The following is a 23,875-nucleotide window of genomic DNA, read 5'->3' as shown; positions in this document are numbered from 1 at the left end:
TACAAAATATAAAGATTGGGGTTGGGTAAGATGCAGGGAGTAACCAGGGAGAAATTAGGATTATTGTTGGGATTAGTAGGCGTCATTTGTTTTAGCTTAACGCTCCCCGCTACAAGTATTGCTGTAGAGTATTTTGGGACTACGGTCGTCGGTTTAGGAAGAACGGTTGTTGCTGCTATTTTAGTAGCTGTGGTATTGATCGTTCGAAAGGAAAAACTGCCTTCTCCAAGCCAATTCAAAAGTCTACTTATTGTTGCTGTTGGTGCAGTTTTAGGATTTCCTCTCCTCACTTCTTGGGCAATGGAATCCTTGCCTGTTTCTCATGGAGCTGTAGAAGTAGCACTGTTACCGTTAGCAACAGCTGGATTTGCTATGTTTAGAGCAGGTGAAATCCCTTCAATCAAATTCTGGGTTTCAAGTATAATCGGCTCTTTAGCTGTTATAATGTATGCACTTCATCTTGGATTCGGTCAATTGCAATTTGCCGATTTAGCTTTATTAACGGCAGTGATCATACTGGGACTTAGTTACGCAGAAGGGGGGAAATTAGCAAAAGAATTAGGCAGCTGGCAAGTGATTGCTTGGGCAATAATGATCGGTGCTCCATTTTTCATTATTCCAGTTGGACTAAACCTTACAACCGAAATGCTCCATGCCCCTATCCAAGCTTGGGTTAGTTTAATTTATCTCGCAGTGGTTAGTCAATTTCTAGCATATGTTGCTTGGTATAGCGGAATGGCTGTGGGCGGAATATCAAGGGTTAGTCAGATTCAATACTTACAACCATTTTTGATGATTCTATTTGCAACAGTATTTCTAGATGAATCCATCACATCTTTCACTCTTGTAACAGCAGTGATTGTTGTCTTTTCTGTCATAATAGGCAAAAATGCTCCCGTAACAAAAAAAGTAGCTGTATCAGGGAAAAGCTAACTGTATGAAATATAGCTTATAGAATTGTATTAGATGAAGAAGTTGTCATGAATATTGACTTATTTTATAGGTGAATTATTAATTTAATGCTAAGAAAAGATTCTGAGAGGAGAAAAAATGTATATTCCTGCACAATTTAACATTAAAGACGAAACACTTGCCTTTGACATTGAAGGAACATAGTTTTGCGACTCTTTTTTCTCAACATAATGGAATGCCTTACGCGACTCATTTACCAATAATATTGAACGAGGATAATTCATGCTTATATGGACATTTTGCCCGTCCTAATTCTCAGTGGAAAGACATCAAAAATCAAACCGTCTTAGCTATTTTCCATGGACCGCATTGTTATATTTCTCCATCTTGGTATGAGAAGAAAAATGCAGTACCAACGTGGAATTATGTGACCGTCCATGTTTACGGAGAAGTCGAACTTCAAGAGGATGAACATGAATTAATGAGCGCCCTACATGATATGGTATCGAAGTACGAAGCCCCTGACAGCTCATACAGTTTGCATAATGTAGATGCTGAGTTTCTCGCTGGTATGAACAAAGGAATTCAAGGGTTCAAAATAAAAATCAACAAAATAGAAGGGAAAGCTAAGTTAAGTCAATATCATCCATTGCAAAGACAAAAGTTAATTGTTGATCAACTGGAACAAATGTCAAATACGGATGAGCAACAGATTTCATTATTAATGAAATCAAATCTAAAAAAATAACATGAATGTTACTGAACTATCGGGAGTGTTGATCAAATTAGGATTAACGCTCTTTCTTTTTTCACATTAGGTTTAAATCTCGTATTGTAAAATTCTTATATGTAAAAGCTTTCATATTCATTAGGTCTTCTTAGATCCTACGACTTAGTTTCACTGGCTTCGGTTATTTTTCTTATCATGGTTCATCGTTCTCACCTCAAAAAAAACACCCAAATTAATGGATGCCTCCTCCTTTTATTCATCAATTTTGACTTCTTTCAATAGATCATTTCTATACGAAATTGCATCACGTTCAAAAACTTTTTTAAACCTGTTTTCGTACTCTCCGCGGGTTATTAGACCTTTTTCTTCCAGTAATTCTACTATAGCTCTAACCCTTACTCTACTCGACACTAATTCGTTTGTCATATTGGACAATAAAATACCGATTTTCTCATCATCATTCATTTTTTCATCCCCTTTGTTTAATTAATTTGACAAAAGGGACCAATTCCCTGCAAAGAAAAGCACCCGAAAATAATAGATGTTAATGTTTTTCAATAGGTAAAATAAGGCGGGCTGTTAGGTCCTCTTTTACAGCCTCATTTAATGAGCCATACTATCACACCCGATTATGGAAAACTTTTTAGGTTCACTTTATTTTTAAGGACTACTTTATTGCATCCTATGGAAATAATGCACCTTTTACTTTATGTACACTCCTTCAATCTTTGCTACATTAAATAATGAATGCATGTTAACAGCTAAGAGTTTATTCTATTCTATTGGCTTAACCTTATATCTCAAAACAGTTTTTAATTTAGCAGGTTCGACTTTTCTAAAATCTGAAAGATATATTTCTCTGTGTTGTAATGAAGTTCTTTCAAGATTATTATTTTTTATGAATTCATTCATTAATTTAAAACTTTGAGGTTCATCATCATATGGACCTACATGAAGCATTTGGACAGATAATCCATCATGAAATGTACCGAACTTTACATCATTAAGGAATGGATGTGGTTTCTTGTTTCCTACATGTTCAAATGCTCTCTCCACTACTTCTTTTGTAACAAAATCTGGTTGTCTAATCATGATCGTATATAATAATTCATCTTTATTTAAAGTATCTTTTTTTCTTCCCTCTTCTGTTAAATCCCATATTCCTTCCAATGGATATACGGTATATTCAAAATATCCATCTGGAGTGTATCCTTGCTTCGGCATCATTCTGATTGCATAAGCCACTGAATAAAGAACACCTATCTTTTCAGCGAATTCGTGCTCATTTGGATTTCCTTTTCCCTTTATGGAAAAGAATTTCTGTTCTGGAATTGTTACAAGTTCAGATTTTTGTTTTGGGATATATATATTCTTCTCTTGTTTTCTCCATTCGTATTTCATTATTTTTTGTTCCCCTTCTCTATAACTTTTCATTATGTTTGATTACTACTTCAACGTCCTTTTAATTAAACCTTCATCTGGACAATTCCTTCGAGCCCTTTTTGTTTTACTAAATCAAGCTGGGCTATTCCCGTACATCCATCGAGTTATCTTTTGTGTTACCTTTTGACCAATATGATAGATTACGTCAAATACACAATATTGTATAGTATGCTCTGAATTCTTAGATTACCCCGCCAAGAAAGGGTGGTACATATTTGTACCACCCTTTTACTTCTAGTTCCACAATCGGGCCCTTGAATTTAATTGAACAAGAAAAGCTTTAAACTCATATACCAATTACTTGTATTTCATCATAAAGTTACTGCTGCATTATCTGAATAAGGTTGCCGCATGAATCGTCGAAGACAGCTATTGTGACTTCGCCCATTTTTGTCGGCTCCATAGTAAACTTCACGCCGTTTTCCAATAATCGTTCGTACTCTTTACTAATATCTGCCACGCCAAACATTGTTGCTGGGATGCCTTCGGAAAATATCTTCTTTTGATACTCCTTGGCGGCAGGGTGCTCATTCGGTTCGAGTAACAGCTCGGTACCGTCATGAGCATCGGGAGAAACAAGCGTAATCCACCTAAATTTCCCCATAGGAACGTCCTGTTTTTTTTCAAATCCCAGCTTTTCTGAATAAAATTCCAGTGCCTTGTCTTGGTCTTGTACGAATATACTGGTAACAATGATTTTCATAATGTTTTGCCTCCTTAGATATTTGCAACGTATGGTGTTCTGCTAACAATCTGGCTGCAAGCAAAACAACCCACATTCGTCAGAAGTCCTGTTCCGAAAAGATTACTCTATCCATCCTTTCAACAAGTTTTTAAGTGGTTCGTTGTTGAACATAAGTACTCGATATTTTCCCTTTCGTTTTGAATTTACAAGCCCTGCATCTTCCAATGCAGAAAGATGTTTAGCTATCGCCTGTCTCGAAATGGAAAGGTCGTGCTTCATAATGAGACGTACCGTAAGTTCATACAGCGTCAACTCATTGCGTTCGGATAGTTCGTCTAATATAAGTCGACGAGTCGAATCGCCTAGTGCTTTGAATATAGCGTCTTTGTCCCAATTCATATATCGATTATAAGCAACTCTACGGTTGCTTGTCAATCATAAGCAACTGCACGGTTGCGTGACAAAGGAACCGTATCATGCAAACTTAACAAGTTAAAGTCACATAATAGTAGTTTGAACCATTTTAGAAATTTAAACTGTTTTTCAACAAAAAAGTAACACACTAGTTAAAATTATAAGCACCTTGTATGTTTTTTTAAAACGTTTCTTATTCAACTCCAGTTAGTCTGATTCCATACAATTTACGATATCCATCTCATATGAAGTGTTACTCCATTGAAGTGTTTATAAATCAATTACTATCATTTAACATAGAAAAAATCCCTGATTTCGATCAAAAAACAGGGATTTTTGGCATTTTAACGGACTTAGAGAACATAAAAATGATTATTCTATAACAAAGATAAGAATTTCAATATAACATCCTTTATACTGTAAGGTATTCAGCAATTACAATATTTCGATATACCCTTCTGTCCCATGCACTCGAATTCGTTGCCCATCTTTTATCAGTTCGGTCGCATGTTCCACCCCAACAACTGCTGGTAAGCCATATTCACGTGCGATAACCGCTCCATGGGTCATCAGTCCGCCAACTTCGGTGACTAAGCCTTTTATGGATACGAACAATGGTGTCCAGCTAGGGTCAGTAAAGGAAGTGACTAATATATCTCCATCTTCTAGATTAGCTTCTTCCATGTTTAAGATGACACGTGCTCTTCCCTCAATAACACCAGAAGAAACAGGCAGACCTACAATAGCTTCGGCTGGGAGATTTTCTCGTTTGTACTCACCTATAATGATTTCACCATCAGACGTGATCACACGCGGTGGAGTTAGTTTTTCATATAATTTGTACTCGTCTTTCCGTTTGCTGATGATCTGGTAATCCAGTTTTTTTGTGCGCACAACTTCGTAAAGTTCTTCAAAAGTGAGATAGTATATATCTTCTTTTTCATGAATGACGCCTATTTGTACGAGTTGATCGGCTTCTTTCAGTAAAGCCTGCTTATAAACGAAGTAGCGATTAACCATGCCATATTTTGGATATTCACGATAACCGATGAAATTCCGTATCAGGTCGATCATTCGTTTTGTTTCTTTGGCTTTTTGATCACCATCCGGTAATTGCTTCAATCGATCTAATAACTCTTGTTCTTTTATCAAAGCTTCCTGTCGCCCTTGCTCAAATTTCCGATTGCTGGCATTAGGCTCAAAGTTTTTGATGTTACCCAGAATCAACGGGACAAGTGTAATTGGTTTTTCACTCCAACGAGTTCTAGTAATATCGATTTCTCCGGCACATCGCATGCCGTATTTGCCGAGATAATCATAGATAGCTTCTTGCGTTTTTTGTCCACCATCAAACTTAACCAGTTCATCCAAAAAGTTATCATCTTTTACATGTTGTAAATAATCAATGACTTCCGGATAAGGACGAATCACATCTGCGACATCCAATAGCGCCAGACCCATTTCCGAAGTAATATTGTTTGGTACAGATTGAGAAAGCGTATCTGCTGCGTTTTTTTCACCTAACCACTTGTTCATATTTTCATTGATCCATGATGAAGCATCCATAGCAGCCATAAACACAGCTGAACTTTGTGGGTCAAATAAAATCTTCTTTAATATCTGGATATCTTCCAGAATAAAATCAAATAAATCCGACCCTGATTTCGTTTGGATGTTTTGTTTTAACTCTTCTATCGATGTTTGACTGTTCTTAATCAAATCAGAAACGATTGTCGGGTCGTTTTCGATTTGTGCCCTAGAATCCGCAGACATCACACCTTTATTGCTTTTACCGGAACTCTGTTCTTGCTTAACATTTGGTAAAGATTTTATGAAATCTCCTCGCTCTATTATGGTAAAGAGTGCGTCTTTCATGAGCAGATCGTGTTGTCCCATGGCATCTAATAACATTTTTCTGCTGTCAGGTGAAGCCAGCATATGTGTGACATCAACAAATAGCCTTCCACCAGCTTTACGCATAGGTGCAGGAGTCGTTAACAGGAAAAAAGACAATCCCAATGGTTTCATGGGGTCGGTCATCATTTGTTGATGACCGACAGATACATAGACGTGATTTTCTTGATCATTCGCAACAGGGATCGGGTATAAAGTAGTGATTGGACGACTCTGGACGATATAAAATGTATCATCAACCAAACACCATTCGATATCCTGTGGGCTACCAAAATAAGCTTCGATCTGTCTTCCGATGCGTGCCAGTTGTAAAATCTGTTGATCAGTAAGTGTTTGTTTCTTTTGCTGATCCGGATCGATTTGTTGTTTCACTGTTCCGCCTTCTTTTCGTCCATAGATAGCCAATTTCTTCGTTGCTATCATCTTATCGACGATATCCTCCTCCTGCACTTTATAACAATCGGCAGATACCAAGCCAGACACAAGTGCTTCTCCAAGACCAAAACTGGCATCTATTGATAGCAGCTTCCGGTTAGAAGTAATCGGATCAGCTGTAAATAAAATCCCTGAAGCCTGTGGGAAAACCATCCTTTGAACGATAACGGATAAATAAACTTGACTGTGGTCAAATCCATTTTGCATACGGTAGATTACAGCGCGATCCGTAAATAGGGAAGCCCAGCATTTGCTGATATGCTGCAAGATGGCATCGACGCCGATGATATTTAAATAGGTGTCTTGTTGACCAGCAAAAGAGGCATGTGGTAAATCTTCTGCAGTCGCACTGGAACGCACTGCATATGCATGCTCATCACCAAACTGGGAGAGATGGTGAGTAACTGCTTTCACAACATCGGAAGGAATATCTACTTCCATAATGATATGTCGAATCTTCCTGCTGATTTCACCAATTTGTTCACGATCTTCTACTTTTAGCATTGTCAGTCGATCCAACAAAGCTTGGTACGTTTCGTTTTGTTCGATGGCTTTTTGATATCCCACTGTTGTAACACAAAATCCTTCTGGTACTTGTATTCCTTCAATTTTTGATAATTCCCCTAAATTTAATCCTTTTCCGCCAACGAGCAATAGCTGTGTTTTTTCCATTTCCTGAAAACCGAGAACCAATGAACCCATTCTATACCCCTCCCACAAATCTCAATAAAGGTCTATTGTATTTTAGCAGTAGCAAATAAGAATAAATAGTCTATTTTTACCATTTTTTATATGCTATAATTAAATTAGGAAGAGGAAGAGTTCAACTGCCATACAGTAACCAAATGCCCCGGTTCATCCCCTTGAAAGCAGTTCCATAAAAAATACCAGAAGCAAAATAAATTGGCCCTGGCAGAACTGTATCATCATGATTTAATTTAGTACTTTAAAAGAAATGACAGTAATTTCATGCCATAATCATCATTATTTAATGTCCTTTCTCGGTTACTAACACGCTTCGTTATTCCGGAGTCCTTTGACACTAAAGACATTTCTTTTACTGTTCCAATTAAATAAACAACAAAACAAAGAAACTCCGTTCTCTTAAATTTGAGGACGGTTTTTCTATTTTTAGCTAAAGGACAAATCTAATGATATTTCGCTGTCCTCTTTTAAAGGTAATTTTAATGAAACTAAACACATTGCTTTCCACTTACACACTGATTTAAATTAAAAATCACTTACCACACATCAACATATGATATACTACCCATTACTTTTAGCTTATTTTTTATAAAAACTTGGTGAAAATATCCACAAAAAGTATTAAAATGAAAATATATTTTAATTAAGTTAAGGAAGGTAGTACTTTATGGGATTTATTATTTTTATTATTGTTATTTTTATTTTATTTAAATGGTTTTCTGACTCAGATTCCAATAGACTGGAAAATCAAGATGGGGCTGTAAGTAATAAACACATTTCTCCAGATGGGGAATTTGAATCAGGATTTTATATTGAGGAGATGAATGTATTCGTTAGAGGTCCAGTGTTTGGTTATAAACTTGGTGAAAACAGTTATTTTTATGGTTTTGGTGAAGGTTTGCTTACCTTTAAAAATTCAAGCGGAATAATTGAAATTAACTTATATAAAGCTACTGATAGAAGAATCCTACCGCAGTATTTTTCGATAAACGGCGAAAGGTTGCAAGTTATAGACAGAAATGGTGAATTTGTTTCTTCATTAAATCAAAATTCAGAAATTAGTATAGCCAGGACAATTAATTATATTATTGATGAACAAAAAAGTCGAAACTTCGATAAACCTTTTCAAGATACTGTACTTGAATTCCTCCTTGATTTGTTAACGTTTAACATGATGATAAAAAGAAAGGTAATTGTTGATTACACAAATTATAACCTTGAGATAAATAGTGAATATATAAATAGATTACAGGCCGAAATCGAAAGACTTAATAATATAGCAATAGACTTAGTTAATAAGTACAAAGATTCTTACGGAAAAATAAATACAGAAAATAAAATTGAAAACCTTCTTAGTATATTAGATTTACCAAAAAACACTAGAGATATAGAAATTATAAAAAAACAATATAAGAATTTAGCAAAAAGATATCATCCAGATGTATATAAACATTCAGACAATAAATTTAAAGAAGTAAAAAACGCCTATGATGATCTTTGTATATATTTAAAAGTTTCTTAAATAACCATTTTATAGTAGTTATTTAAAGCCCAACTCAATTAAGAGAAGGGCTTTAATTATATTAATCCTCAACGATTGCACCAATAATCTCATCAAATCGAATTTTCTCAAAGGTACTATCTTCCCTCTGAATACGTAACTCTTTCGTGACAGGATGTAACTACAAACAATACCCGTGCAGATCATGTGGATTCCCCTCGTTGTGCAATTTAAAATTTATTGGTAAATGATATTCCATCGCATAGTGAATATTGTTTTCAAACTCTTCAACCTGGTATCCGAAAAGACAATGATTCCTCAAGTAAGATTACTTGAACAAGCGATTCAATAAGTCATTAAAAAATACTGTAAATAATCCGTACTTTTTTTCTTTTACCACCTCTCATCATCCCATTTCTTCTGCTTTGTCGCTCCAAACACTCGGTTGTGCAGCTTATTATGATAGGTCAAGCAAACCGTTTCGAGATTTTCCAATACCCATGCAAGCTTCGGATAGTGTTCAATCTCATACTTATGATGTACGTTCAGTTCAACAGTCTTACGTTCTCCTTCGACCTTCTTAGAGTCCACTTGCACCTTGCCCTCACGCTTACACTGTTGGCACTCATGGTTGTCCCTCTCTAATGCCTACTGTCTTAACTCGTTAAATTCACGTCGTAAACCGTTCCATTGACTTATAGAACTTCTTAACTTATCAGGCTTGTATTTGTTATTGTGAGCCTGCTTACCCATGAATTATCATAATCATAATAGACCCTAGATCTCCCCTACTATCTTGATAAAGATGGCTTTTCAGCAAATCCTAACCTATAATTAGTCTGATACTGTACTACATAAGGAGACAACAATGTATATCTGGAATATTAACAAACTCGTCCTAGCTTTACAGGAAGGAACAATAACCAACAAACAAAAGAAAAGATACCGTATATTCTTCTGGGTAATAGTTACTCTTTCAGTACTTTCATATCCTGTAGTTTATAACCCTTCATCTATGAATGGATATGATGTTATAGATTTAATTTTGACATCAATTATTGATGTAATTGCAATCTATCTGTTAATCGTTATTTATAAAAAGAGAAGTAGAAAAGATTTAGATTTTTTCTTACCATTCTTTAGCTTAACGATTCCTCTATTCTTGCATACCTTCGTATGGTCAATACCTTTATTTATCATTGCCTATACATATATTGAACTTTTCGCTCCTTATCATTCTATGGATGAAACTAATCTAATCGATATAATTATGTTTACGATAATCGGAATTGCTATTAACATAATGAATATTCATTACTTTAAAAAGATATTTAACTGAGCACCTGCACCTTTTTGGTGTTTTTTTATTTCCTCCTCATAGATCTACCAACTGGTTTAATTCTTCTTTTTTCTTAGGCTTCGCCAGACGTTTTTTATATAGTTCTAGTAAAATGAAATAATGTATCTAGAGAGAAGGTCCATTTTTAAACATAGGCAGTATCACTCCCCTTCTCTCTGCCTATTAATTAGTTTTTTAGGATTCTCACCCACATTCTTTTCATAATTCCTCTACTGTTTTATCTTCGTTTCGTAAATGATTTGTTAAGTTTTTATAAAAATCCTATTTAATTCTTTATGCATGATAAAATTCTGGTTAGGCAAAGTATAAATCGCCTAAACCAATGATTCATTTGTTAAGGTGCAAGGTTGCACATTTATATTTTTTGATTTTGCTTATAATAATTAAAAGAGGGTTTTAAATGATTTTTCCTACTATTTATTTACCTAGTACAGAAGATAGACACATAGTTAAAGATAAAAATACTTTTGAGTGCGGAGCCAGATACCAAGTATTCCCTATGTTAACAAGAAGGGACCTAAGAAAGATTAGATTCATGCATTACGAAGAAGTAACATGTCTAAGATGTAAAACGAGTGTAACGAAGAGATAATTATCATTCCAAAACGCAAACCCTTATGTCGCAGTTTGTGTTCCTTATCCACTTTAAATGTGATCTAAGCATTCTTTGCCACAATTCTTTTTGCCAACCTTCTTACCTATAGGTGTTGTAATTTTTAGTTGTGGCATGGACGGCAATATCGTTTTGTAAATTATCTTTGTTTCCCCGTACCAACCATCTGGTGGATTCATAGGATTCAGTTTTTGATTGATTTTAAAGAACTAGCCGAGTATACTCAGTTCAATTTGATGAATATAGCATAAATAAAAAAGCCCCTCTCGATTAATGAATTGTGCCCCTTTTACGGACAGTATAAAAAAAGCACCTAAACAGCTAATCGAATATTCAAAGTTGCAGGAATGTATCTAATAACTGTCCTAACTTTGAAGGTATTAAAGCCCTCTTAAGAGAACTCTATATGATATGGTAAAACTTGGGGGGTGAGATTGTACAAATAGGGAATTCACTTAAGCAAGCCGAATTGGAAGTTTTTAAAGAATTGGTTGAGAAGCACTTGCTTTTGGGATTGTAAATCTCATCCTTAATTCATATTTGATAAAGGGCAGGAGGACACAACTTTGAAAAAGTTCATATTATCTTTAATAGGTGGAGTAATTATAGGAGGAATCATTTGTTACATTTTCATGGACTATGAAACTTCGAACTATGTAATTCAAGATTTTAATGGCCAGGAAGAGAAAGAAGTTAAAGAGTGGGACTTTATGTATATCACACAAGCTGGTTTCATAATTTTAGGCATCACTCTATTGTTTTATTTCTCTTGGGGCATTATAGAAAAGCGAATGGATAAATATACTAAATGTAAATACTTATAACATTTAGTATATTTTAACATTTATTTGTCGTTTTGTGCTACTGTTGTTTTGTGTTATCAATTTTGATAATCACAAATACAATTGATTGGGGATGTAAGGAATGAAAGTCTTGAAAAGGCTACTATTCTCGTGTTTGCCAGTGATGTTGTTTTCTTCGCTACTAAGTACGATACAAGTAAAAGAGCTATACCAATAACCAATAACCAATAACCAATAACCAATAATCCATAATCCACCTTTTCACCCCCAAAGGACAATTTTATTTCCTGCTACTCTTTTAATACAATCTAAAAAGGTAAAAGTTACCTTTTATTATTTTTTTACCACAAAAAACCATTTTCCTAATTCAACTACCTGCCCCGTTAGTTCAATTTAAATTTGTCATACAAAGCTTGTATTTTTTATAAACTTAGAAAGTAGTTAATTATGATCAGAATGGAGCGGAAATATGCTTCTCCCTAAATTTGTAGATGAACTTCCTATCCCACCTATTTTAAAACCTCGATGGAAAGATCAACTTCAAACTTATTATGAAGTTAATATGACAGAATTTAAACAATCACTCCATAGTGAGCAAAATGATACAACTGTATGGGGCTATGAAGGCAGCTACCCAGGACCTACAATTGAAGTAGAGAGCGGAGAAAAAGTTTTTATTAAATGGATCAACAATCTTCCAGAAAAACATCTTTTTCCGGTAGACTATACGGTGCATGGTGCCCATGTGGATGTACCGGAAGTACGAACGGTAGTACATGTTCATGGAGCTAGTGTTGAACCGGAAAGCGATGGCTACCCGGAGGCTTGGTTTACAAAAGGATTCGAACGAGTAGGACCTTATTTTAAAAAGGAAGTATATCAATATGATAATAACCAGAAATCTGTTACTCAATGGTATCATGACCATGCACTTGGGATTACGAGACTCAATGTATATGCGGGACTAGCAGGTTTTTATCTCATAAGAGATAATCGTGAACGTTTATTAAATTTACCCAGCGGTGACTATGAAATCCCTCTTATTATCCAAGACAGATCATTTCATAAAAACGGTGCTCTTTATTATCCAAACCAGCAAGATAAACCGATTAAGGGATTAGAAACATCAATCGTTCCTGAATTTTTTGGGGACACAATCCTGGTTAATGGCAAAGTATGGCCTTATTTAGAAGTGGAACCACGAAAATACCGATTTCGGCTGTTAAATGGTTCTAACTCCCGTTTTTATAGGATCAAGCTGGATTCAGGACAACTCATTTATCAAATCGGGACGGATAGCGGATTAATGGAATATCCGATAGGGATCAAAGAAATCATACTTGCTCCAGCAGAAAGAGCAGATGTCATCATTGATTTTACCAATCTTGTAGGAAAGAACATTATTGTGACAAATGACGCCCCCGCCCCTTTTCCAGATGGAGATCCCGCAAGTGCAGTAGGTATAGTGATGGAATTTAGAGTCTCTCTTCCTCTTACAAGTATTGATACCAGTGTTATTCCATCGTATATGGAGCCTTTTTCAAAGATAATTGAACAGTCGGCTTCAAAGGAAAGATACTTAACTTTAAATGATAATATGGATCAGTACGGACGGGAATTCATGTTATTAGATAATAAAACTTGGGATGCTCCTATTACAGAAAATCCAAAATTGGGATCAACCGAAATATGGTATCTAATTAACTTAACTACGGATACACACCCTATTCATCTCCACTTAATTGATTTTCAAATATTAGACCGGAGAGATTTCGATGTAGAAAAGTATAACAAGGAGAGAATTATCCATTATACGGGTCCCGCGTTGCCACCCGAACCACAAGAACGAGGAAGGAAGGATACAGTAAGAGCTAATCCTAAACAAGTAACTCGAATTATCATGAAGTTTGGTCCCTATACAGGATTGTATGTTTGGCACTGTCATATATTGGAGCACGAGGATTATGAGATGATGAGACCATATATTGTTATCCGATAATAGACTGTATCCTTACAATCCTCTATGCTCGCTTGTCTTATCGAGAGTACTTCTTTCTCAGTTAAAATAATGTTATTGGAAATAATAAAAAAATCTTTAGATTATCCCTGTTCTATTCATGAATAGATTCTCTTACTTCTAAAATCAACAGCACCCTTTAACAGGGCCAAAACAAAATAAGCCCCTACTCAAAGCGAGTAAGGGCTTTTATTAATCCTCAACGATTACACTAATGATATCACTAAGGAGCAATAATAGATAAGGCAGTGTTATCTACGTATGTAACTCATGCTTATTATGTATCTGAAAAAACAGGATTATGGGTAGATAGAGTTGATGATAAATGGTATGCTGATGAATTGACATGGAATAACAAACCCAAGTCAAGTCCTATTACAAGTACATCCGTAGCAAGGGATGAATGGGCAAAGTTTGATGTAAAAAACACTATCCAATCATGGGTAAATGGATCCAAGGATAACTTTGGTTTCAAATTACATGCTAACGGAAATGGGAAAACCCATTGGAAAAAGATTACTGCTGCAGAGAGCGCCAATGAGGCAAATCTCTCAATTACATATCACTACCCTGATTTAGAAGCTCCAAAAGTAACAGCACATTCACTTGAAACGAATATCGGGTATTTAGATGTATCATGGGAACCAGTATATGGAGCAAACGGGTATAAAGTTGCTATATTTAATGGATTCGAATATAAAACCTTCGATGTAGGTAATGTGACTAAATGGTCTACAAAAGGAAAAGGTATTTGGACTAACGATAATCAAATAGAAAATGAAGATTACACCCTAAAACATAACGAGACAGGTGGAACAGAACTTGCCTGGGATCCAACGCCAGTTTACAAAAGAGCTTATGAAGAAGATAGTGAATATAGCGACTATGGTAATAACTATTCATACTATGTCCGTATAATAGCTGATTTTCCAAAAGGAAGTAGTCCGTTATCGAAACATGCAAGAGCAACATTTCCTATTCAGCAACCTGGTTCTGCCTTAGCAACCGCTCATACGCTAACCTCTTCAAGTGGATTCGTTGAATTAGATTGGGAACCTGTACCTTTTGCAGATGGGTATAAAGTTAGTATATTTAATGGTAAGGACTATCAAGAGTTTGATGTAGGGGCTGATACTGCTTGGTCGACTAAAGAAAAAGGAATTTGGCCAACTGTTGAAGAAATAGAAGCAGGAAAATTTCAATTACACAATGATGGATTGGGAACAGAATTAGCAAATGATCCTACTCCTGTTTATAAAAATGCAAATAAAAGTAATACTGAATCAAATTATTCTTTTAAAGTTAGCACATATAATGAACTAGGTAGTTCTTCATCTTATTCAGATAAAACTAATATTCAAATTCCTAAAGATCAAATGTATAAAGAAGATATAGAGAAAAGTGTAGATGAAATTCCAGTTGATCACCCTGAACTAACTGATAATGATGTTTCAGGGTTAGAGAAAATTGAAACTGATGGTGAAAATACTAATGGTGGATATCAACAGCTGGGAAAACTGAAGATATTAATAAATGCTACCAGAGTTATATGGAAAGGTGTTAAATCTTATACAAAGAAAAAAGAAGTAGAAGTAGAAAATGCTATTGAAAAAAAGTATGGAGTATCCCTAAGTAAAAATTCAGAACTTCGTAAATTCAAACTGGAAGGATACAAGAGAAAGCTTGTTTTAGAACATGGTACTCAATCGTGGGGCATGGAACATATTCTTTCAAAACATCACCCGAAATACTATACCGGAATAGGGTATGCGAGTAAATCCTATAATACTATGCTTCCAAGTGAATTTACAATGAGTGATATAGAGAATATTATTATTACAATAGCTAATTACAAGGGGAATGAAAAAAAGATCATTGATAAATATAATAAGAACGAAAATGTTGTATTAGACGGTTATTATTTAAATAAAAAATATCGGTTAGTTGTAAAGAAAGGGTCCGTTACTACTCTATATCCAAAAGGATGGAATTCAGTTGATTATGACTAATTTCTTAAAAAAGGATGAACTAATTTAATGTTAAAAATTGAGACTTATATACCAAAACCTGAAGTGTTGGTTCAAAATTATTTAATAGAAAAATTAAAGTCTGGTTATTCCGGCAATATTTATAAAGATTATCCTGAATTATGTTATATCCCATTGGACGATTCAGAAAAAATAAAAGAGTTAATACAAAATGATGAAATAGAATCTTCATATATTCAAACTTGTATTGTGATAAAAAAAGGAAATGATATACTACTTGGTTTTGAATTAAACGGATTAAATTTGTGGGATGAAATTATATTTTCGCTTAGAAATCTTGTTGAAGAGGCTGAAAGTGAACGTTTATTAGGAATTGATCCAATAATATTAAAAATGAAAATCAATAATGAGCAAATAGAATGGAAAATATACGATGAAGAGCCTCCTTATAAAGTATATTATCAATCAAAAGTAAATCGCATTGAATTTATCGAAGAGATAATGGATGCAGGAAAAAACTATTATGAAACAATGACAAAATATTTCCCTAAAGAAAAAAGCTTTAAAGAACACAAGAAAATGCTTAGTAAAATTGGAAAAAAGCTTTTGAAGCTAGGAAGTAAATAGGAGCTCCAATATAACAATTATCGTTAATAGTTTTTTACTTTATTAGAAAAACGAAAAGCCCCTCTCATTACGAGAAGGGCTTTTAATAAATATGGAGGAATCACCACTTGGGAGAATTTAAATAGTATAGTATTAATCTCCACGGAATTTCTTTTTATTCATCCTCTTGTTATGCAGTAAACAATTCATTGAAAGTATCTTTACCTGCTTTCTTATCCGCAGATATCCCCCGTGCCTTTTGGAGCTTATATAAAGCTGATTCGGTACTTTTTCCAAAGATAGAATCAAGTGAACCAGGGCTAAATCCTTCCATATAAAGTGCACTCTTTAGAATCCATGTACCCTTTTGCGCCTTTTTTAATAGTAACGACTGCAGCCTTAGACTTTGGTCCCCACATACCGTCAACAACTAACTTTTTATTAAATTGCTTATTAAGTTCTATTTGCAAAGCTTTGATAAGAGCTGATTTAGTCTTAGGGCCTGGAATTCCGTCCACAATTAGATTAAATCCATATCTGTTTTTCAATGTCTTTTGAATAGAAACGACAATACTATCTCCTTTGTTCTTGGATGGATGCTTACTAACATTGAGAGCACCCTCTTTTTTAGGTGGCTCAGTAACAAAACCTTCAGAATCCGGCTTGAATTTCAGGCTAAGAGTAGGTTTTTTGCCTGCATGTAACTGTGAATAGGATAAGCCACCTGTCATCTCCAAGTGAGGAAAATCCTTAAAACCTGACCAATCTCCACCCCAGGCAAATGGTGGGCAAATATCAATTTGATTTATGTAACTTAGATTTGCCCACCAAATAAAAAAACCCTGACACCAGAGGTGCCAAGGGTTTTAGATATTAATACATTGACATATATTGTTCGCGTTCCCATGGGTGAACTTGTGTGCGGAACATATCCCACTCGATTTCTTTTGCTTCGATGAAGTGTTCAAGTAAGTGTTCGCCTAATGCTTCTTTGATTACTTCATCAGATTTTAATGTTTCCAATGCAGCATATAAAGTAGCTGGTAGATCAACGATACCTACTTCTTCACGTTCTTCTTTATTCATAACATAGATGTTGCGGTCAACTGGAGCTGGAGGAGTCAAGTCGTTCTTGATACCGTCAAGACCAGCTTTTAGTAGAACTGCAAGTGCCAAGTATGGGTTTGCTGCTGGATCGACACTACGTACCTCAACGCGAGTACTTACTCCGCGTGAAGCTGGGATACGGATTAATGGACTACGGTTTTTAGCGGACCATGCAACATAACAAGGAGCTTCGTAACCAGGAACTAGACGTTTGTATGAGTTAACAGTTGGGTTTGTTACCGCAGTGAAGCTTGGAGCATGCTTAATGATACCTGCGATAAATTGCTCAGCTGTTTTGCTTAATTCCAATTTACCTTCTTTATCATAAAATGCGTTTTCGTTGCCTTTGAATAGAGAGACGTTACAGTGCATACCAGATCCGTTAACACCGAACAATGGTTTTGGCATGAATGTCGCGTGTAAACCATGTTTGCGGGCAATCGTTTTAACAACCAATTTAAATGTTTGGATATTATCACAAGCTGAGATGGCATCTGCATATTTAAAGTCAATTTCATGTTGTCCTGGAGCTACTTCATGGTGGGATGCTTCGATTTCAAATCCCATTTCTTCAAGCTCAAGAACGATATCACGACGGCAGTTTTCTCCTAGGTCAGTAGGTGCAAGGTCAAAGTATCCGCCTTTATCGTTCAATTCCAGCGTCGGCTCGCCTGCTGCATCCAGTTTGAATAGGAAGAATTCAGGTTCAGGTCCAAGATTGAAATCTGTGAAGCCCATTTCTCTTGCTTCTGCAAGAACACGTTTTAGGTTAGCACGTGGATCTCCATCAAAAGGTGTTCCATCCGTATTGTAAATATCACAGATCAAACGTGCCACTTTACCTTTTTCGGAAGTCCAAGGGAAGATAACCCATGTGTTTAAATCAGGATATAGGTACATATCAGACTCTTCGATACGAACGAAGCCTTCAATGGAAGATCCGTCAAACATCATTTTATTATCAAGTGCTTTTTCTAATTGACTGACTGGGATTTCAACGTTTTTAATTGTCCCTAAAATGTCAGTAAACTGTAAACGAATGTACTTAACATTTTCTTCTTTCGCTAAACGAGTGATGTCTTCACGTGTGAACTTTGCCAATTTCTATTCCCCCTAATAATTCATAAATCATATTTTTTATTGGAAAAAACGGGACATATCCCCTTGTCTTAGAGATGTTCGATGCTTGCTTCCTTGTAAAAGCTCGGCACGCAGAAGCTTGCGAAGCTCCTCGTCACTAAGGTCATGCCTTATTTTTTCCGCTTGTTCTAATTCTTGAGTTTTAGGTAAATTCTGTTCCTTTACAGTGAAAATCTTTTTAATGCCGGCCAGATTGACTCCTTGTTCGATTAAATCTTTAATCTCAAGCAGTCGATCGATATCGTTTAATGAAAAAACCCGACGATTTCCATCTGTTCTCATAGGAGTAATAAGTTGATGCTCTTCGTAATACCGAATTTGGCGTGCAGACAACTCAGTTAACTGCATGACGATTCCGATGGAAAAAAGAGGCATCGAACGCCGAATGTTGTTGCCGCTCATTCTTAGCATCCTCCTTTTGTTTATCTTAAAGTAATTTTATATCATGTTATTAAACTTGTCAATATGATGTTACATTTTATGACGTGTTTTTTTCAGAAAAATTAAATGATTTGTTACTACTCAAATATTTTGACTATTTTTTATACTGGAATCCAATTGTATCTGGATTCCCATGACTTACCTAATCATTTTCATTTACAATTGAATCAGCTTTTTGTCCATTAGCGCATTGACAGCAGTCAATACAGCTATTTTAACATGGGCGTATGTCAATCCGCCTTGAACGTAGGCAACATACGGAGCCCTTGTCGGCCCATCTGCCGTCAGTTCAATGCTGGCCCCCTGAATAAAGGTGCCCGCAGCCATGATTACATCATCCTCATACCCCGGCATATAGGCAGGATATGGTGTCACATGTGAATTTATTGGTGATGCATATTGGATGGCCTGACAGAAGGCAACCATCTTATCCCGGTCATCAAATTGGACGGATTGAATCAAGTCAGTTCGCTTCGTATCCCATTTAGGAGATGTATTCATACCGAGTTTTTCTAAAAAGGCAGCTGTGAACATGGCTCCTTTAACAGCTTGGCCCACGACATGCGGTGCAAGGAAGAATCCCTGGTACATTTCCTGCAGACTATAAAGCGACGCACCTGCTTCAGCCCCTATTCCTGGTGATGTTAACCGAAATGAGCAAGCTTCAACCAGGTCCTTTTTACCAACAATGTATCCACCGGTTTTCACTATCCCGCCACCAGGATTTTTAATGAGTGAACCAGCCATTAAATCCGCTCCGACATGACATGGTTCTTGTGTCTCAACAAACTCTCCATAACAATTGTCCACGAACACGACGATTTCCGGGTTAATGCCTTTAACAAAGGAAATCATTTCCTTTATTTCATCGATCGTAAAGGAAGGACGTGTAGCATACCCTTTTGACCGTTGTATACCGATCATTTTCGTATTTGGTTGTATGGCTTGTTTGACGGCTTCAAAATCAACGGTTCCAGCTTCCGCTAACGGAACGGCCTTATAGCTGATTTGAAAATCACGCAAAGATCCGATACCCGACCCCCGGATACCGACAATTTCTTCCAAAGTATCATAAGGCTTTCCAGTTATGTATAACAATTCATCCCCTGGGCGCAATATACCAAAAAGAGCGGTGGAGATGGCGTGTGTGCCTGATATAATTTGGGGGCGCACCAATCCAGCTTCCGCTCCAAAAACCTCTGCGTATATCAATTCCAGCGTATCGCGGCCCATATCATCGTATCCATACCCTGTAGTCGGGATGAAATGGGAATCACTCACTTTATGTGCTTGATAACTTTGTAATACACGAAATTGATTTTCTTCGATTCGTTCGTCCACTTGCTTATGTAATGGAGAAATCATTGCTTCCACTTCCTGCGCAATGTTTTTCAACACTTCTCCATTTGTTAACTGCTGATACATCAAAATTCCCCTTTATAATGAATATTTCTCTAGCTGCCCGGTTATTGGATGATCAGCTAGACAAAAACCTTTGCATTCATATCTTTCCGATTCTTCATTAAAGGAGAGAGTGCGCAATATGGTTTCATTTTTCAGCTGTGATAATAGTTTACCCTCACTCGATGGCAGGAAAACATGATACGGGACCATTTCTTCAATCACGTACTTTTCAATTTCTTCCATGATTTCATTCAGATCCGATTGTTCATAGGCACTGATCATTAATGAAGCACGACTGCCTGACCTGACAAAATCAGCGTGAACCTTATCTTTCTTATTATACAACGTTAGCTGTGGAATGGAAGGGACATCTAAGTCATTTAGCAAATCCTGCACTGTTTTCTGATGATTAAAGTAATCTGTACTTGACGAATCCACCACATGGAGCAATAGATCCGCTTCTTTCACTTCTTCAAGGGTCGAGCGGAATGCGGCAATTAAAGATGTCGGCAAATCTTGAATGAAGCCAACCGTATCCGTCAGCAGCACGGTAAATCCGCTAGGAAGAATCGCCTTTCGTGTCATGGGATCAAGTGTAGCGAATAACTGGTTCTCTTCGTAAGAATCCGCCTCCGTCAAACGGTTGAACAGTGTTGATTTACCTGCATTCGTGTATCCCACAAGGGCTATTTGAAATGTCTTATTACGTTTCCTTCTGTCACGATAACGTTCACGATGCTTCACTATGCCACTTAATTGTTGCTTGATTTCATCTATTTTCCCGCGAATGTGGCGGCGGTCGCTTTCCAGCTTCGTCTCACCTGGTCCCCTGGTGCCGATTCCGCCGCCCAGCCTGGACATTGCCATCCCCTGTCCGACCAAACGCGGTAATAAATATTGGAGCTGAGCAAGTTCGACCTGCAGCTTCCCTTCCCTGGATCGCGCCCGCTGAGCGAATATATCCAATATTAGCTGCGTCCGGTCTATGATCCTTGCCTCCAATTGCTTCGAAAGGTTCCGAATCTGGCTCGGGGAAAGTTCATCATTAAAGATAAATAAATCCGGCTCAAGCTCCTCTTCCAGATTCCGAAGTTCCTCCACTTTTCCTTTTCCTATATATGTAGCTGGATCGACGCTTTCCCTTTTCTGGGTGATGGTCATTAAAACCTCACCATTCGCCGTCTTCGCCAATGAAGCCAGTTCATCAAGTGAATATTCAAAACGTTCATTAGTCTCAGTTGTTTGACACCCAATCAAAACGGCCGTTTCCTTTATTGCTTCTTCCAAATCACATGCACCACCTTCGGATAGATTTCAGTTAATCATAACAAAAAAATTGAATATATAAAAATTTCCTAAAAACGTAGCTTTTAACCGTTTTAAAAATTCCGATAACATGCTAAAATCAAATTTGGCTTTACCATCAAAATCAAAAAGACATAGAGGGACATTCATATGACATGGGAAGTATTAAGCTTCATAGGTACGATTGCATTCGCTATTAGCGGGACCATCATCGCCATGGAAGAAGAGTATGATATTTTGGGAGTTTATATTTTAGGAATAATTACAGCCTTTGGCGGTGGGGCAATCCGCAATCTGCTGATCGGTGTCCCCGTTTCAGCGTTATGGGATCAAAGTTTCTATTTTGTCATCGCTTTAGTATCCATCACCATCGTTTTTGTTTTTCCTACTAACCTTTCAAAGCACTGGGATAGATGGGGAAACTTCAGTGATGCCATTGGCCTTTCAGCCTTTGCCATCCAAGGGGCGATGTATGCCGTGGAACTTAATCATCCAATAAGCGCCATCATTGTATCAGCTGCATTAACCGGGTGCGGCGGCGGAATACTCCGTGACGTACTGGCCGGAAGAAAGCCATTGGTCTTCAGAAAAGAAATCTACGTAGTATGGGCCATCATTGCTGGCTTGGCTTTAGGCAGTGGTGTATTATCCCAGTCATGGCAGCTTTATTCGCTCTTTGCCGTCATCACGATATTGCGAGTCCTTTCCTACACCAACAATTGGCATCTTCCTAATAAAAAATGGGTGCCTAAAACATAAATTTGAAAAGCCCGCCATCTTGGTGGGCTTTTCCATGTCATTCTTTTTCATCATCCTCGAAAACCAAATCTTGGCTGGTAAGCGTCAGTAAATCGGATTTTTCAAATGAATCCTCCAATAAAAGCCGCATTGCCTGAGCCCTAATTGACTTTTCAAGTACATTACGGATATAACGTCCGTTAGAAAATGAAATAGGTCCCCGAAATGAACGCAATATGATTAAATGTTCTTTTAATTTCCTCTCGGCATCCCGATTCATTAGATATTCCTTTTCCTGCAGCATCCGATCGGCTATTTCCATTAACTGTTCAATAGTATAATCCGGAAAATCAATAACAAGCGGGAATCTGGAATGAAGTCCGGGATTAAGGCTGAGGAAATAATCCATTTCCCTCGAATATCCAGCAAGGATCAAAATGAATTCGTGCTGCCGATCCTCCATATGCTTGACAAGGGTATCTATGGCTTCTTTGCCAAAATCCTTTTCCCCTCCTCTTCCCAAGGAATAGGCTTCATCAATAAATAAGATCCCGCCAATGGCCTTTTTAATTAAATCCCTTGTTTTTTGGGCAGTATGACCAATGTATTCCCCGACCAAATCTGCCCTCTCCGCTTCAATTAAATGCCCTTTCGATAGTACATTCATTTTTTGAAACAACTTACCGATTAAACGTGCAACCGTTGTTTTCCCCGTTCCGGGATTTCCTTTAAACATCATATGCAGTGCTTGCCTGCCAGTCTTCAGCCCTTTTGCCTCACGTTGTTTATTGATGTAGATCCAGGCATATATCTCTTTTATCATCTTTTTCATTTCTTCCATCCCGACCAGCGATTTCAGCTCATCTTCAATCTCTTTCAATGCCACATGCTGGTGGGGGATTTCCTGCACCAAAATTTCTTTTATCGGCAGTTCCTTTTGTAGAGCTTTTCTGTTTTCCGCATTAAACACAATATTGATTTGCCCGTTATTTTTCATACGGATCGGTTGTTCCAATGCATTCACCTCTCCATCTTGGACCCTTACTCTAATTCCACAAATTTTCATTCGATTTATGATGGTTACAACTAAACCATCGGAAAATTCGATTATTTAAGCCGTATTCCCTTCCTGAAAAGCGACTTATTCTGACAGAATTCTTTCCTTGGAGGATGTGTTACGACAATCTCCGTTCCCTTTCACCAATTTATATGGGGGAATGTCATTTCCTGCGGTTTCCCGGAAAATAATCCGTCCCTTGATATATATTCAAAACAGGTACGTAAAATTATCGATTCTTTGAAAAAGAACAGCGAATTGCATGCAAAAAAAAAACAGGTCGCTATAAGCTAAACCTGTTTTTTACATACATATATATGATTATTCCTTCACTTCGTAATCAATCTGAACATTACGTTGTGGAGCAAATGTAGAGATCGCATGTTTATAGACTAATTGCTGTTTGCCCTCCGACTCAAATAAAACGGTAAAATTATCGAACCCTTTCACTTGTCCTCTAATCTGGAACCCGTTTAATAAAAATACCGTCACATACGTACCATCTTTCCGTAATTGATTAAGAAACTGATCTTGAATATTTACTGATTGTTTCATGA

The 23,875-nt window shown here is 36.8% G+C and carries 23 protein-coding genes and 2 pseudogenes; 10 read left to right on the top strand and 15 right to left on the bottom strand.

Annotation, left to right across the window (positions count from 1 at the left end; all coding sequences use genetic code 11):
• Positions 1-30 precede the first annotated feature (30 nt).
• Together OSJ91_RS09950 and OSJ91_RS09945 are read left to right on the top strand one after the other, a co-directional pair.
• Positions 31-933 (top strand): DMT family transporter, encoded by a 903-nt coding sequence (locus OSJ91_RS09950; protein ID WP_485891453.1) that lies wholly within the window; start codon positions 31-33, stop codon positions 931-933.
• Between the two features lie 117 nt (positions 934-1,050).
• Positions 1,051-1,660: pseudogene (locus OSJ91_RS09945) on the top strand (FMN-binding negative transcriptional regulator).
• A 234-nt stretch (positions 1,661-1,894) separates the two neighbouring features.
• On the opposite strand, the gene OSJ91_RS09940 reads toward OSJ91_RS09945, so the two are convergent.
• From OSJ91_RS09940 to ppsA, 5 genes are all read right to left on the bottom strand, one after another.
• Positions 1,895-2,107, bottom strand: a complete 213-nt coding sequence (locus OSJ91_RS09940; RefSeq protein ID WP_350302084.1) for a hypothetical protein — start codon at positions 2,105-2,107, stop codon at positions 1,895-1,897.
• Between the two features lie 309 nt (positions 2,108-2,416).
• Positions 2,417-3,043, bottom strand: a complete 627-nt coding sequence (locus OSJ91_RS09935; RefSeq protein ID WP_485891452.1) for a GyrI-like domain-containing protein — start codon at positions 3,041-3,043, stop codon at positions 2,417-2,419.
• A gap of 361 nt (positions 3,044-3,404) precedes the next feature.
• Positions 3,405-3,788 carry a VOC family protein gene (locus OSJ91_RS09930; protein WP_485891451.1) on the bottom strand — a complete coding sequence of 128 codons (384 nt, stop codon included), beginning with the start codon at positions 3,786-3,788 and terminating at the stop codon, positions 3,405-3,407.
• A 102-nt stretch (positions 3,789-3,890) separates the two neighbouring features.
• Positions 3,891-4,169, bottom strand: coding sequence for an ArsR/SmtB family transcription factor (locus tag OSJ91_RS09925; protein ID WP_350302837.1), 279 nt, complete (start codon positions 4,167-4,169; stop codon positions 3,891-3,893).
• 450 nt (positions 4,170-4,619) lie between these two features.
• Positions 4,620-7,235, bottom strand: a complete 2,616-nt coding sequence (gene ppsA, locus OSJ91_RS09920) for a phosphoenolpyruvate synthase (RefSeq protein ID WP_485891450.1) — start codon at positions 7,233-7,235, stop codon at positions 4,620-4,622.
• Positions 7,236-7,905: 670 nt separating this feature from the next.
• Between ppsA and OSJ91_RS09915 the strand changes: the two genes are divergently transcribed.
• Together OSJ91_RS09915 and OSJ91_RS09910 are read left to right on the top strand one after the other, a co-directional pair.
• Positions 7,906-8,760, top strand: coding sequence for a DnaJ domain-containing protein (locus OSJ91_RS09915; RefSeq protein WP_485891449.1), 855 nt, complete (start codon positions 7,906-7,908; stop codon positions 8,758-8,760).
• Positions 8,761-8,986: 226 nt separating this feature from the next.
• Positions 8,987-9,091: a ribbon-helix-helix domain-containing protein gene (locus OSJ91_RS09910; protein WP_485891448.1), complete on the top strand. Its 105-nt coding sequence runs from the start codon at positions 8,987-8,989 to the stop codon at positions 9,089-9,091.
• Between the two features lie 41 nt (positions 9,092-9,132).
• On the opposite strand, the pseudogene OSJ91_RS09905 reads toward OSJ91_RS09910, so the two are convergent.
• Positions 9,133-9,351 (bottom strand): annotated as a pseudogene (locus tag OSJ91_RS09905) (HNH endonuclease); the annotation flags it as partial.
• 256 nt (positions 9,352-9,607) lie between these two features.
• Here OSJ91_RS09905 and OSJ91_RS09900 point away from each other — a divergent pair.
• Together OSJ91_RS09900 and OSJ91_RS09895 are read left to right on the top strand one after the other, a co-directional pair.
• Entirely contained in the window at positions 9,608-10,078 is a 471-nt protein-coding gene (locus OSJ91_RS09900; protein ID WP_485891447.1) for a hypothetical protein, read from the top strand.
• Between the two features lie 1,200 nt (positions 10,079-11,278).
• Positions 11,279-11,536 (top strand): hypothetical protein, encoded by a 258-nt coding sequence (locus OSJ91_RS09895; protein WP_485891446.1) that lies wholly within the window; start codon positions 11,279-11,281, stop codon positions 11,534-11,536.
• A gap of 56 nt (positions 11,537-11,592) precedes the next feature.
• On the opposite strand, the gene OSJ91_RS09890 is transcribed toward OSJ91_RS09895, so the two are convergent.
• Positions 11,593-11,772 carry a hypothetical protein gene (locus tag OSJ91_RS09890; RefSeq protein ID WP_485891445.1) on the bottom strand — a complete coding sequence of 60 codons (180 nt, stop codon included), beginning with the start codon at positions 11,770-11,772 and terminating at the stop codon, positions 11,593-11,595.
• A gap of 212 nt (positions 11,773-11,984) precedes the next feature.
• On the opposite strand from OSJ91_RS09890, the gene OSJ91_RS09885 reads away from it, so the two are divergent.
• The 3 genes from OSJ91_RS09885 to OSJ91_RS09875 all read left to right on the top strand — a co-directional run bounded on the left by OSJ91_RS09885 (position 11,985) and on the right by OSJ91_RS09875 (position 16,147).
• A complete protein-coding gene (locus OSJ91_RS09885; RefSeq protein WP_350302078.1) occupies positions 11,985-13,514 on the top strand; it encodes a multicopper oxidase family protein in 1,530 nt (509 codons plus the stop codon).
• Between the two features lie 251 nt (positions 13,515-13,765).
• Positions 13,766-15,541 (top strand): DNRLRE domain-containing protein, encoded by a 1,776-nt coding sequence (locus OSJ91_RS09880; protein ID WP_485891876.1) that lies wholly within the window; start codon positions 13,766-13,768, stop codon positions 15,539-15,541.
• A 27-nt stretch (positions 15,542-15,568) separates the two neighbouring features.
• On the top strand, positions 15,569-16,147 hold the full coding sequence (locus OSJ91_RS09875) for a hypothetical protein (RefSeq protein WP_328131739.1): 579 nt from the start codon (positions 15,569-15,571) through the stop codon (positions 16,145-16,147).
• A 169-nt stretch (positions 16,148-16,316) separates the two neighbouring features.
• On the opposite strand, the gene OSJ91_RS09870 is transcribed toward OSJ91_RS09875, so the two are convergent.
• The 6 genes from OSJ91_RS09870 to hflX form a co-directional block, all read right to left on the bottom strand.
• A complete protein-coding gene (locus OSJ91_RS09870; RefSeq protein WP_485891444.1) occupies positions 16,317-16,460 on the bottom strand; it encodes a peptidoglycan-binding domain-containing protein in 144 nt (47 codons plus the stop codon).
• A complete protein-coding gene (locus OSJ91_RS09865; RefSeq protein WP_485891443.1) occupies positions 16,447-16,863 on the bottom strand; it encodes a peptidoglycan-binding domain-containing protein in 417 nt (138 codons plus the stop codon). The genes OSJ91_RS09870 and OSJ91_RS09865 overlap by 14 nt, the downstream gene beginning before the upstream one ends.
• A gap of 136 nt (positions 16,864-16,999) precedes the next feature.
• A complete protein-coding gene (glnA, locus tag OSJ91_RS09860; protein WP_053534438.1) occupies positions 17,000-18,334 on the bottom strand; it encodes a type I glutamate--ammonia ligase in 1,335 nt (444 codons plus the stop codon).
• A 36-nt stretch (positions 18,335-18,370) separates the two neighbouring features.
• Positions 18,371-18,775, bottom strand: coding sequence for a MerR family transcriptional regulator (locus OSJ91_RS09855; protein WP_048680941.1), 405 nt, complete (start codon positions 18,773-18,775; stop codon positions 18,371-18,373).
• A 195-nt stretch (positions 18,776-18,970) separates the two neighbouring features.
• Positions 18,971-20,239 (bottom strand): methionine gamma-lyase family protein, encoded by a 1,269-nt coding sequence (locus OSJ91_RS09850; protein WP_485891442.1) that lies wholly within the window; start codon positions 20,237-20,239, stop codon positions 18,971-18,973.
• 12 nt (positions 20,240-20,251) lie between these two features.
• Positions 20,252-21,505 (bottom strand): GTPase HflX, encoded by a 1,254-nt coding sequence (gene hflX, locus OSJ91_RS09845; RefSeq protein WP_485891441.1) that lies wholly within the window; start codon positions 21,503-21,505, stop codon positions 20,252-20,254.
• 168 nt (positions 21,506-21,673) lie between these two features.
• Between hflX and OSJ91_RS09840 the strand changes: the two genes are divergently transcribed.
• Positions 21,674-22,282, top strand: a complete 609-nt coding sequence (locus OSJ91_RS09840; protein WP_350302074.1) for a trimeric intracellular cation channel family protein — start codon at positions 21,674-21,676, stop codon at positions 22,280-22,282.
• Between the two features lie 37 nt (positions 22,283-22,319).
• Here OSJ91_RS09840 and spoVK read toward each other — a convergent pair whose 3' ends face one another.
• The gene (spoVK, locus tag OSJ91_RS09835; protein ID WP_241592858.1) at positions 22,320-23,276 is read right to left on the bottom strand and encodes a stage V sporulation protein K; all 957 of its coding nucleotides are present in this window, start codon (positions 23,274-23,276) and stop codon (positions 22,320-22,322) included.
• 363 nt (positions 23,277-23,639) lie between these two features.
• Positions 23,640-23,873, bottom strand: coding sequence for an RNA chaperone Hfq (gene hfq, locus OSJ91_RS09830; RefSeq protein ID WP_034313436.1), 234 nt, complete (start codon positions 23,871-23,873; stop codon positions 23,640-23,642).
• Between the last annotated feature and the right edge of the window lie 2 nt (positions 23,874-23,875).

Source organism: Bacillus sp. T-10(2022), assembly GCF_056502895.1.
This window is presented reverse-complemented; position numbering and strand designations above follow the sequence as displayed.

What these genes read in the sequence shown, in the direction of transcription:
- OSJ91_RS09950 (WP_485891453.1), top strand. Translation starts at nt 31, where the DNA reads ATGCAGGGAGTAACCAGGGAGAAATTAGGATTATTGTTGGGATTAGTA.
- OSJ91_RS09940 (WP_350302084.1), bottom strand. Translation starts at nt 2,107, where the DNA reads ATGAATGATGATGAGAAAATCGGTATTTTATTGTCCAATATGACAAAC.
- OSJ91_RS09935 (WP_485891452.1), bottom strand. Translation starts at nt 3,043, where the DNA reads ATGAAATACGAATGGAGAAAACAAGAGAAGAATATATATATCCCAAAA.
- OSJ91_RS09930 (WP_485891451.1), bottom strand. Translation starts at nt 3,788, where the DNA reads ATGAAAATCATTGTTACCAGTATATTCGTACAAGACCAAGACAAGGCA.
- OSJ91_RS09925 (WP_350302837.1), bottom strand. Translation starts at nt 4,169, where the DNA reads ATGAATTGGGACAAAGACGCTATATTCAAAGCACTAGGCGATTCGACT.
- ppsA (WP_485891450.1), bottom strand. Translation starts at nt 7,235, where the DNA reads ATGGGTTCATTGGTTCTCGGTTTTCAGGAAATGGAAAAAACACAGCTA.
- OSJ91_RS09915 (WP_485891449.1), top strand. Translation starts at nt 7,906, where the DNA reads ATGGGATTTATTATTTTTATTATTGTTATTTTTATTTTATTTAAATGG.
- OSJ91_RS09910 (WP_485891448.1), top strand. Translation starts at nt 8,987, where the DNA reads ATGATATTCCATCGCATAGTGAATATTGTTTTCAAACTCTTCAACCTG.
- OSJ91_RS09900 (WP_485891447.1), top strand. Translation starts at nt 9,608, where the DNA reads ATGTATATCTGGAATATTAACAAACTCGTCCTAGCTTTACAGGAAGGA.
- OSJ91_RS09885 (WP_350302078.1), top strand. Translation starts at nt 11,985, where the DNA reads ATGCTTCTCCCTAAATTTGTAGATGAACTTCCTATCCCACCTATTTTA.
- OSJ91_RS09875 (WP_328131739.1), top strand. Translation starts at nt 15,569, where the DNA reads ATGTTAAAAATTGAGACTTATATACCAAAACCTGAAGTGTTGGTTCAA.
- OSJ91_RS09870 (WP_485891444.1), bottom strand. Translation starts at nt 16,460, where the DNA reads ATGGAAGGATTTAGCCCTGGTTCACTTGATTCTATCTTTGGAAAAAGT.
- OSJ91_RS09855 (WP_048680941.1), bottom strand. Translation starts at nt 18,775, where the DNA reads ATGAGCGGCAACAACATTCGGCGTTCGATGCCTCTTTTTTCCATCGGA.
- OSJ91_RS09850 (WP_485891442.1), bottom strand. Translation starts at nt 20,239, where the DNA reads ATGTATCAGCAGTTAACAAATGGAGAAGTGTTGAAAAACATTGCGCAG.
- OSJ91_RS09840 (WP_350302074.1), top strand. Translation starts at nt 21,674, where the DNA reads ATGACATGGGAAGTATTAAGCTTCATAGGTACGATTGCATTCGCTATT.
- hfq (WP_034313436.1), bottom strand. Translation starts at nt 23,873, where the DNA reads ATGAAACAATCAGTAAATATTCAAGATCAGTTTCTTAATCAATTACGG.